Source organism: Micromonospora sp. NPDC005324 (genome assembly GCF_040607155.1).
GTDB classification, from domain to species: domain Bacteria; phylum Actinomycetota; class Actinomycetes; order Mycobacteriales; family Micromonosporaceae; genus Micromonospora; species Micromonospora trifolii.
In genome coordinates, this window is record NZ_JBEXGE010000083.1 from 1 (window position 1) to 9,426 (window position 9,426).

The following is a 9,426-nucleotide window of genomic DNA, read 5'->3' on the forward strand; positions in this document are numbered from 1 at the left end:
TCACGCAGCACAGGACGATAATCGCGGGCCATACCCGATTCTCTCAGAACCGCCGCTGACGACCCCGCAGGGACACGTCATTCTGCGACAGGCTCCGAAAGGCCAGGAACGGGATGAACTCGGCCCAGGCGTTGTCCCACAACCGGATGATGGCCGCATACTTTGTGCCCCACGCCTGCGTGAACTCGGCGAACCGTTCCCGGGCGGCGGCTTCGGTCGCCGCCGTGTAGACCGGCTTGAGGGCCTTGGCGATGGCATCCCAGTGCTGTCGCCCGGCGTAGCGGAACGAGGCCCGCTACAGGTGGATGATGCAGGTCTGCGCGACCGCTTCGGGCCAGGTCTGTCCGATGGCGTCGGGTAAACCCTTGAGTCCGTCGCAGACCACCATGCACGCGTCCGCGACACCCCGGTTCTTCAGCTCGGTGAGGACGCTCAGGCAGAACTTCGCGCCCTCACCGCCGTCACCGGCCCAGAGCCCGAGGATGTCCCGGTTGCCGTCGACCGTGACCGGCCAGGGCCACGTAGGTCGGCCTGTTCGCGACCTTCCCATCACGTATCTCGGCCAGGTGGGCCTGGATCTCCCCGGTCGTCAATCCCTTGGCCGACAGCGAGATCACCATGTCCTCGACGCCGGACAGCCGGCGCTGCCGCTTACGCATGATCTGCGGCTCGAAGCTGCCGTCCCGATCCCGAGGCACCTCGATCTGCACCGGGCCTACCTCGGTCAGCACGGTCTTGCCCCGCACTCCGTTGCAGGAGTTCTGACCGTTGTTCCCGGCTGGGTCGCCCTTGTCGTAGCCCAGGTGATCGCTGATCTCACCGTCCAGAGCGGCCTCCAAGACCCGCTTGGTCAGCTGCTGCAGCAGCCCGCCCTCGCCGGCAAGCTGCAGACCAGCCGCCCGGGCCCGTTCCACCACCTGCGCGACGAGCTGCTCATCGACACCATCTCCTGCCGGCCGCGCCGGTCCACGCTTCGCCACCCGGTCAGTATCGACCTCGGTGATCACGACATCCGTCACCAGGTGCTGCTCCTTGACCAGGAGTTACACCGTTCGTTTTACAGTCCCCAACAACACGGCCGCGGTGGAATGGGTTCGAATTCCAGCAGCAGGGCGTTTGCAAGGTAGAGATATGCCCGCTCTAGGTGATTCCTGGTATTTGTAGGGATCGGCGTGGGTTGCGGCTGTTTTTCTCAAGGGCTGGCGCGATGGCGCTGACCCCGGTCAGGCGGAGCAGGCTGATCGCGGTGTTGCGTAGCGTGGCCAGGGCTCGGGGTGCGTTGCCGGTCCGCAGGCGGCTGGCGTCTTCGCAATAGGTGGTGTCGCGGATGTGGTGCAGGACTTCGATGGACCAGTGGCCGCGTAGCCAGTCGGCCAGTTCGGCGGGCCCGGCCTGGTCGGCGGTGAGGTTGGTGATCGCGTAGAGGGTGACGGTGGACCAGCGGTCGGAGGCCGGGTTGTGGCGGCGGCGCCGGATCCGCAGGGCCTGGCTGGCGTGTGGGAAGTCCAGGGCGAGGCGGCCGAGACAGGTGACGGTCTGCAACCGGCGGATGTCATGGCGGCCGTGCCCGCGGTCGTGGGTCTGGTCCAGAACCGGGATCTTCGCCCATGGCACGGCTTTGATCTGCCGATACAAACGTTTCTGGTTGCCTTTGACGACGAAGACGTAACCGGCTTTCTCTGGACCAGCCACCGGGCATGGTCGCGCTGAGTATGCAGCGCGTCTGCGGTGATGATCGCCCCGGCCAGGTCGAGGGTGTCCAACATGGGCACGAATCTGGTGATCTCGTTCGTCTTCCCGTCGACGTCGCTCTGGGCCAGGACAATCCGGTCACGGTGATGCACGGCGGCGAGTAGATGCACCTGGGCGCCGACGGGACCGCTGCCCCGCAACGTCTTCCCATCAACGGCGATCACCCGCCGGCCCAGGCCGCGAGAACCTGGGCGGCTGATCAGCCATCGAGACACTGCGGCATCCAGGACGTCGGCGTCGATACCGGCAAGAACCCAGCGGCTAGCCCTACCCAGCGTGTGCACGCCGACGCCTATCCAGGGCTCTCGTGTTTGTCGGTGTTAGGTGGTCGCTTGGCAGGCGCTCGGCAGCCGGAAGGCGAGGCTGTTCGTGGCTAAAGGCGAGGGGGTCGCGCCTTGCCCGTTGCTCGGGGGCCAACCGTGGCACGTACGCGACAGGACCACGGCCGCGATGCATCACGATTCACCGGAGCGCGGCGGGGCCACCCTCCAATCCATGATGCCCCCGGTACCGGCCCGGCGTGTCATTCAAAATCTTGCGGAAAGCGAGATGGAATCCCACCGAACTCTTGTACCCCACCAACTCGGGTATCGAACTCAAAGGGGTTTGCGTGTGCGTCAACAGTTGAACCGCCTCCTGCATCCGACGTCGGGTGAGATGCAGCGCCGGCCCTTCTCCGACGAGATCCCTAAACGTCTTGGCGAAACTCGACCTCGACATGCCGGCCCGCTGCGCCAGCAGGTTCAGCGTCCAGGGCTGCTGGAACTCGCCGTAAATGACCGATAGAGCACGGCTTACCCCGGGGTGGGCCAGTGCGCGTAGGGCCGGTGAGTCGACCGTCAGATTCCGCAATGCCACGCGGAGCGCGAGCACGAATACCATCTCGAAAGCTCGCAGTGTCACCAACGGGCTGCCCGGCTCGCGTCGCTCGGTCTCCGGAACCAGAGACTCCAGCGTACGGAGCAGGAGCGGCTCGCTGTCGAGGTCGGGTTTGCCCAGCACGAAGACCGGCGAGAGCGACCGGTACAGCGGGGCTTCGCCACCGAGGTCGTAGTTGAGGCTGGCGCACATGAGCTCGGTAAGAGCACCCTCGTCGCCAATCCGCACAATTGCTGACTCGCCGAGGCGGCGCTCGGGGAGCACACCGCATAACGGGCGAGCCGGGCCCGGTGATCCGTCACCTAATAAATGCGCGGTGCCGTAGGGGAAGATCGCCAGGTCGCCCTGTCGCAGGAGAATGGGTTGCTGACCCTGAAGCTTGACGTAACAACTGTTTCGCAAGGCGTAGTGAAGCACCGCACAGTGATCGTCGTCACCCTGCAGATTCCATGGGCCGCGCACGATCCATCGGCTGTGAAAAACGCTGACCAGACGTATCGGTTTGAGCAGTTCGGCCAGTACGTCACGATCATTCATGGATGATCCTTAACTAGAATCGGAGAGTTCTTTATTGATCGTACCGAAGCCTTCCGTGAATATTGCGAGGGAAGCGGGCCGCTCGGTCGAGACGAGCGGCATTCCGGTTGCGTATCGCACGAGAAGCCCACACACCGGGGCCTCCCTGGCGTTGCGCTGAGCTTCGCGGGCCGCACTCCGCTCCGCCGTCGATCACGGCTGCTGGTGTCACCCGCGATGACTGACGCGTCGCCGGCCGGCGTTCGAGCACGGGACGAGTAGGGAGGGGCGTCGATGCGAGGTTTCATCGCCGGGGCGGGCATCGCCGTCTTGACCCCGCCCCTGAGCCTGCACGCGGCCGGTCTCGACGACATCCGGGTGGTCGACGCAGCCCCGGAGATCCGGCCCCTCGGTGCCGGGATCAACCGCCTTCCCAATGCCGTTAGGGAACTCGCGGACCTCGGCCTCCAGGCTGCGGTGGGCGGGTCCGCCGTCCCGACCACCGAGCTGGTCTATTCCAGCCGGCACGGTGACGTGATCTGGCGTGAGCCGCGGGGCCGCGCGGCCGGTCACCGATGGCCGCAGTTGTCCGTGCACCGTGGGCACCTCCAGATGGTGCTGCTCGCCGCCGTCGAGGAACGACTCGGCGGGGGGCGCGTCGGCGCCGATGCCCGGGTCACCGACCTCCGATTGCTGCCCACCGGCCGGGTGCGGGTCACCCTCGCCCATCGCGCCTGCAGCACCACTACGACCGAGGCCGACGACCTGATCGGCGCGGATGGCATCCGCTCCGGCGTCCGCCGGGTGCTCTTTCCCGGTGAGGGACCGCCGGTGTGGCAACGGCAGGTGGTTTGGCGCGGCATCGCCAAGATTCCGCCGTTCGCCGACGGCCGATCGATGTTCGTCGGAGGCGACAGAACGCGGAGTTCGGCGAGCCCGATGGCGTTGCCTGAGTGGAGCCGAGGATCGTGGAAGGTGATCGCATACCCGATAGCGCCGCGGCTGGACGCCGCCGGCCTCGTCGACACTAACTGGGCGGTGGCCCGCACCTTCGTGCCGGGTGAGCTGGTCGACCGGGCGGGATGGGACCGGGTGGTGGATCCGGCGAAGCTGCTGGCCGCGCTCGACAGCTGGGTTTTCGATTCGCTCGATGTCGGTGCCCTCATCGCCGCCGCAGCTCCCTTCAAACAGGCCATGCTCGATCGCGATCCGCTGCCCCGCTGGACCTTCGGACCGGTGACGCTGCCCACGCGACGTGCCGATGGGGTCCAACGGCACCACCCAGGCGATCATCGATGCCCGCGCCCCGGCCAGTGCCGTGGCCAGCCAATCGGACATCAGCACCGCCTTCTTGGCCTACGAACGGGATCGGCGCGACCGGATGACGCTGCTCCAAGAATGCAACCGGGCACTGGGCCCGGAGGTGGTGGCCGCCATGGCGGACCGGCTCAGAAAGGTTTCCCGCACCGGCTCGTCGGTGCCCGACCTCGCCCCGGAGTTGGCCGAGATCTCTCAACGCTACGCGGAGCTGGGCGGCTTCGACGCCCTGACGGCCAACGCCACCTCCTCCTACTCGGTCCGGCGCCGACCGCGCCCGGCATGACCCGCCCGGCAGTCGGCCGGGTCCTGAACGTTGCCGGGCCACTGACAGGTCCACGCCACCAAACCGCCTGCCTATCCGTAATCGAGGAGACAAAAGATGACGCGAACCGGTGAGCAGTATCTTGATGCGTCACGCGACGGCCGGGAGATCTGGCAGGACGGCGAACCGGTCAAGGACTTGACTCGAAACCGCGCGTTCCGCGACACGGCTCGGTCCATCGCCCACCTCTACGATCTGACTCACCAGACCGAGTTCGCCCCGACGTTGACGGTCGGGTCCCCGTCGGGTGACCGTATCCACCGGGCGTTCCACATCGCCCGCGACTACGAGGACCTTGTCGCTCGGCGCAAGGCACACAAGATTTGGGCCGAGGCAACCTTCGGTTTCCTCGGCCGCTCACCCGACTACATGGCGTCCGGCCTCGCCGGGTTCGCCGCTCTGCCGGAGGTCTTCGCCGGCGCCGAGTTCGACGGTCGGGACAATGTCGCCGAGCACCACCGCCGGATGTCCACCGGTGATCTCTACCAGGCGTTCACCATCACCAACCCGCAGATCGACCGAACCAAGGCCGCATCCGAGCAGGAGGAGGACGACCTCTACCTGCGGGTAGTCAAGGAGACCGACGCCGGCATCGTGGTACGCGGCGCGAAGATGATCGGCACGGCCGCCGCTTTCGAAGTGGTGGTGGGCACGATCGAACCCCGGGCCCCAAAGGACGTGGAATACGCGCTCAGCTTCTCGATCCCGCTCGACACCTCGGGGCTGAGATTCGTCTCGCGCACCTCGTACGAGGCTAGCGCCCGGAGCGTCTTCGACAACCCGCTCTCCTCCCGGTTCGACGAGAACGACTCACTGCTCGTCTGTGACGACGTCGTCGTGCCGTGGGACCGGGTGCTGGTCTATCGCGACGTGGACGCCAGCCTGCGTCAGTGGTGGGCGACACCGACGTACAACAACTTCGTCCACCAGTCGGCCACCCGCTTCTGGACGAAGCTTGAGTTCCTCACCGGCCTGGCGATCCTCATCGCCAAGGCGAAAAACACCTACGGTCTGCCCGCGGTGCAGATTCAGATCGGCCGCCTGATGAGCTGGGTGAACATCGCCCGGTCGATGTTGATCGCGGCCGGGACGGAGTTCGTTCCCGTCCCGGGCGGCGAGGGCGTCATGATCAACCCGGAGATCGCGTCCGCGCATCGAGCGATGGCCGGTGATATCTGCCCGAAGGCGGTGGCCGAGGTGAAGCTGCTTGCCGGCGGCGGCCTGATCCAGCTACCCGCCTCCGGCTACGATCTGCTGCACCCCGAGCTGGGGCCTGTGCTCGCCAAGTACGTCCGCTCACCCGGCCACTCGGCCGAGGCGCGGATCAAGCTGCTCAAGCTCACCTGGGACGCGCTGGGTTCGGACTTCGCCTCTCGGCACAAGCAGTACGAGCGGTTTTACCACGGCGCCCCGCACGTCTACCTGCCGGCGGTGGTGCGCGACGGCCGTCCGGACCTGTCTGAACAGCTCACCCAGTCCTGCCTGGACGGCTACGAGCTGGACGACTCAATGTACGGCGCCTCATGACCGGTCCGGACGTCTCTTCGCCTGGTGCTCCGGCCTCCGGTGCCGCCGGGGCGCCTCACCGGTGGCGGGCGCTGGCGGTGCTGGCCTGCACCCAGTTCCTCCTGATCCTCGACACGGCGATCATCAACGTCGCGGTGCCCTCGATCGGCGAGGACCTGCACATCTCGCCCACCGGGCTCTCCTGGGTGGCGAATGCCTACCTGATCACCTTCGGCGGGCTGCTCCTACTCGGTGGCCGAAGCGCCGACCACATCGGCCGCCGCCGGGTCTTCGTGATCGGTCTGGTCGTCCTCGCGGTCGGCTCGGCGGTGGGCGCGGTCGCGAACTCGGCCGGCTGGCTGATCGCTGGTCGGGCGATCCAGGGTCTGGCCGCCGCGTTGGCCGCCGCCGCCGCAATGGCGCTGGTGCTGAGCATCTTCCCGGAGGGCCCGGAACGGCATCGGGCCCTTGGTATCTTCGCCGCGATGGCGGGCGGCGGAGGTGCCGTCGGTACGGTCCTCGGTGGGGTGCTGACCGACTCGTTCGGCTGGCGCTCGACGTTCCTCATGAACGTCGTCGCCGGTGCCGTGCTTGTCGTCTTAGCCCTCCGGCTGGTGCCTGAGGTACGCGAGCCCCGGGGCCGCCGGGCCTTCGACGCGATCGGTGCCGTGACCGTCACCGCCGGTCTGGGGCTGCTGGCGTACGCGTTGGTATCGACTGGAGACATCGGTTGGCTCGCCGGTCGAACCGTCGGCGCGGCCGGTCTGGCGACGCTGTGCCTGGTGGCGTTCGTGTTCATCGAGCGTCGCAGCAGCAACCCATTGGTGCCGTTGGGCATCTTCCGGCGGCGGCGACTCCGTACCGCCAACATCCTGGGCGGGCTGGCACAGCTCGTCCTGTTCCCGACGTTCTTCTTGGTCAGCATCTATCTCCAGGACGTGCTCGGCTACTCCCCGTTGGGGGGTGGGCTCGGTCTGTTGCCGATGTCGCTGGTGGTGATCGCCGTGGCCGCGGTGTCCGAGCGGCTGATCGCCAGGTTCGGCCTCGATGTCGTGATGACGGCCGGCTTCGTCGTGCTCGGCGTGGGCATGCTCTGGCTGTCCCGCCTTTCTGCCGAGGGTGACTTCGTCTCCGAGGTGCTCGGTCCGACCGTCGTCCTCGGCGTGGGGTTGCCGCTGGTGACCGTGACGACAAATGTCGCGGCGACGGCGGAGGCGACCGACAGCGAGGTCGGGCTCGCCTCCGGGCTGATCAATACGAGTCAGCAGGTCGGTGCGGTCGTCGGTCTTGCAGTCATGGCCGGTGTGGCTGCCGCTCGGACCAGCCACCTGACCGGTGACGACCCGGCCCGCCTGGACGCCGTAGCGACCACCGCCGGCTTCCAGACGGCGTTCCTGGTGGGCGCGGTGGTCTCGCTCGTCGCGGCCGCGGTGGCCGTCCGGCTACGGCGGGTCCGGCCGGTGCCCGTCGGCCTGGCGACAGTCTCCCGACGGTAGTCCGGCGGACGATTCCGCGCCGGATGCAGCGGAGCCGGGCACCATCCGGACTCCACTGGCTGAGCGGACCCCGGTACGCCCGCGGGTCCGCTCACCCGGTCCTGACCCGAGCGGTCCTGGCCGGCAACGAGGACCTGGCACGACAGGTCCTGCACCAAGCGCCGTGTCCCCGAGGCGAGGCGCTCCTCCCACGCACGCGAAGGAACTGAGGAATGACAGAGCAGGGCAAGCAGTATCTGGTGTTCGGCGCAACCGGTGGCCAGGGTGGCGCGGTCGCCCGGACCCTCGCCGAGCGGGGCCAACCGGTGCGTGGATTCGCCCGCCGCGGCGCTCAGCCGGCCGACTCGTTGGTCAGCCTGGTCACCGGCGATTTGGCCGACCCGGCCGCCGTGCGCGAGGCGTTCGCGGGCGTCACCCACGCCGCAGTGACCCTGCCCCTGGTGTACGACGCGCAGACGGTTGCCGGCTACGCCCGCAACATCGCGGACGCCGCCCGGCAGGCTGGCGTGCAGCAACTCGTCTACAACGCCAACACCTGCATCCCGGGCGAAACCACGCCGTACCCGGCGTACGAGACCCGGCGGGTCGCGGAGGCGATCCTGGCGGTCAGCGGTGTCCCGCTGGTCGTGCTGCGCCCCCCGGTGTATCTCGAGAACCTTTTCAACCCCGGGGTGGGTGGGGCGCTGGTGAACCAGAACGTGCTGGCCTACCCCTTGCCCGCGGACCGGCGGGTCGCCTGGTTGTCCCACGACGACCTGGCGGCGGCGATGGTGGCGGCTCTGGACCGTCCGGACCTGGCCGGCAGGGTGGTGCAGTTCGGCGGCGGCGAGGTCGTCACCGGACCCGAACTGGCCGCGATCTTCTCCACCGTCCTCGGCAGGAAGATCAGCTACCTGGCTCTGGGGGTCGACGCCTTTCAGGAGGGACTGACTTTCGCGCTGGGCGCCGAGGCGGCCACCGGCGTCGCCGGCATCTACCGCTGGGTCGGCCAGGGGGCCGGTCGTGACCTGTTTGACCTGGAGCCGGCGACGATGTCAGAGGTTCTGAACGTGACTCCAACGCCGATCGCCGATTGGGTCGCGGCGCGGCCGTGGCAGCAGTTCGCCCAGAAGGAACAGGCGGAGCGTCCCTGAGGACGGTCACCCCGGGCAGCCCGGCAGGCCGATGGAAGTCGGCCGGTCGGGCCCCGGTGGTGACAGCCACCGCTCGCATTCTCGCGGCGGCTCCAGAGCACGATCTTCGGGGGAAGGAAGTTGACACATGTGGTCAGCACGACGGCAGGCGGGGGAGCCGGTCGCGGTGATCGGCGCAGGGTGCCGCCTTCCCGGCGCGGACGGCCCGGCGCAGTTCCGGCAACAGGCGCTGGAGGACGCAGGTCAGCTGCCGGAGAACCTCGCGGGCAGCCGTACGGCGGTATTCGTGGGCCAGAGCCAGGCTGACTACTGGGATCTCCAGAGCCCGCGACTGGATCGGCTCGGATTGGTCTCCGTCCTCGGCAGCCAGCAACGCGGCATGGCAGCCGGCCGACTCTCGTGCACCTTAGCCTCGGTCTTTCATGAGTGATTGATCTTGGTGTTGTGGGTGCGGCTGTCGGTGTTTCTGCCGGTGGGCATGGTGTGGGCCCGACGCGGGGCC

The 9,426-nt window shown here is 67.8% G+C and carries 8 protein-coding genes and 2 pseudogenes; 5 read left to right on the top strand and 5 right to left on the bottom strand.

Going from position 1 to position 9,426, the window contains the following annotated elements:
* Nucleotides 1-49: 49 nt before the first annotated feature.
* The 5 genes and pseudogenes from ABZS40_RS35765 to ABZS40_RS35785 all read right to left on the bottom strand — a co-directional run.
* Nucleotides 50-980 (bottom strand): annotated as a pseudogene (locus ABZS40_RS35765) (transposase); the annotation flags it as partial.
* Nucleotides 981-1,140: 160 nt separating this feature from the next.
* Complete coding sequence (locus ABZS40_RS35770; RefSeq protein ID WP_354949079.1) at nt 1,141-1,692, bottom strand: ISAs1 family transposase; 552 nt, start codon at nt 1,690-1,692, stop codon at nt 1,141-1,143.
* Nucleotides 1,662-2,036, bottom strand: a pseudogene (locus ABZS40_RS35775) (ISAs1 family transposase); the annotation flags it as partial. The pseudogene ABZS40_RS35775 and the gene ABZS40_RS35770, both read right to left, overlap by 31 nt.
* A gap of 178 nt (nt 2,037-2,214) precedes the next feature.
* Entirely contained in the window at nt 2,215-3,168 is a 954-nt protein-coding gene (locus tag ABZS40_RS35780; protein ID WP_354949081.1) for an AraC family transcriptional regulator, read from the bottom strand.
* Between the two features lie 207 nt (nt 3,169-3,375).
* Entirely contained in the window at nt 3,376-4,485 is a 1,110-nt protein-coding gene (locus ABZS40_RS35785) for a hypothetical protein (RefSeq protein ID WP_354949083.1), read from the bottom strand.
* Between the two features lie 43 nt (nt 4,486-4,528).
* Here ABZS40_RS35785 and ABZS40_RS35790 point away from each other — a divergent pair, with 43 nt between their 5' ends.
* From ABZS40_RS35790 to ABZS40_RS35810, 5 genes are all read left to right on the top strand, one after another.
* On the top strand, nt 4,529-4,750 hold the full coding sequence (locus ABZS40_RS35790; protein WP_354949084.1) for a hypothetical protein: 222 nt from the start codon (nt 4,529-4,531) through the stop codon (nt 4,748-4,750).
* Between the two features lie 96 nt (nt 4,751-4,846).
* Nucleotides 4,847-6,316, top strand: coding sequence for a 4-hydroxyphenylacetate 3-hydroxylase N-terminal domain-containing protein (locus ABZS40_RS35795; RefSeq protein WP_354949086.1), 1,470 nt, complete (start codon nt 4,847-4,849; stop codon nt 6,314-6,316).
* A complete protein-coding gene (locus ABZS40_RS35800) occupies nt 6,313-7,791 on the top strand; it encodes an MFS transporter (protein WP_354949088.1) in 1,479 nt (492 codons plus the stop codon). Before ABZS40_RS35795 ends, ABZS40_RS35800 begins: the two co-directional genes overlap by 4 nt.
* 212 nt (nt 7,792-8,003) lie before the next feature.
* On the top strand, nt 8,004-8,924 hold the full coding sequence (locus ABZS40_RS35805) for an NmrA family NAD(P)-binding protein (RefSeq protein ID WP_354949090.1): 921 nt from the start codon (nt 8,004-8,006) through the stop codon (nt 8,922-8,924).
* Between the two features lie 127 nt (nt 8,925-9,051).
* Nucleotides 9,052-9,354, top strand: coding sequence for a beta-ketoacyl synthase N-terminal-like domain-containing protein (locus ABZS40_RS35810; RefSeq protein WP_354949092.1), 303 nt, complete (start codon nt 9,052-9,054; stop codon nt 9,352-9,354).
* The last annotated feature ends 72 nt before the right edge of the window (nt 9,355-9,426 follow it).

Coding starts and splice junctions, on each gene's coding strand:
- ABZS40_RS35780 (WP_354949081.1), bottom strand. CDS start 3,168: ATGAATGATCGTGACGTACTGGCCGAACTGCTCAAACCGATACGTCTG.
- ABZS40_RS35785 (WP_354949083.1), bottom strand. CDS start 4,485: ATGTCCGATTGGCTGGCCACGGCACTGGCCGGGGCGCGGGCATCGATG.
- ABZS40_RS35790 (WP_354949084.1), top strand. CDS start 4,529: ATGACGCTGCTCCAAGAATGCAACCGGGCACTGGGCCCGGAGGTGGTG.
- ABZS40_RS35795 (WP_354949086.1), top strand. CDS start 4,847: ATGACGCGAACCGGTGAGCAGTATCTTGATGCGTCACGCGACGGCCGG.
- ABZS40_RS35800 (WP_354949088.1), top strand. CDS start 6,313: ATGACCGGTCCGGACGTCTCTTCGCCTGGTGCTCCGGCCTCCGGTGCC.
- ABZS40_RS35805 (WP_354949090.1), top strand. CDS start 8,004: ATGACAGAGCAGGGCAAGCAGTATCTGGTGTTCGGCGCAACCGGTGGC.
- ABZS40_RS35810 (WP_354949092.1), top strand. CDS start 9,052: ATGTGGTCAGCACGACGGCAGGCGGGGGAGCCGGTCGCGGTGATCGGC.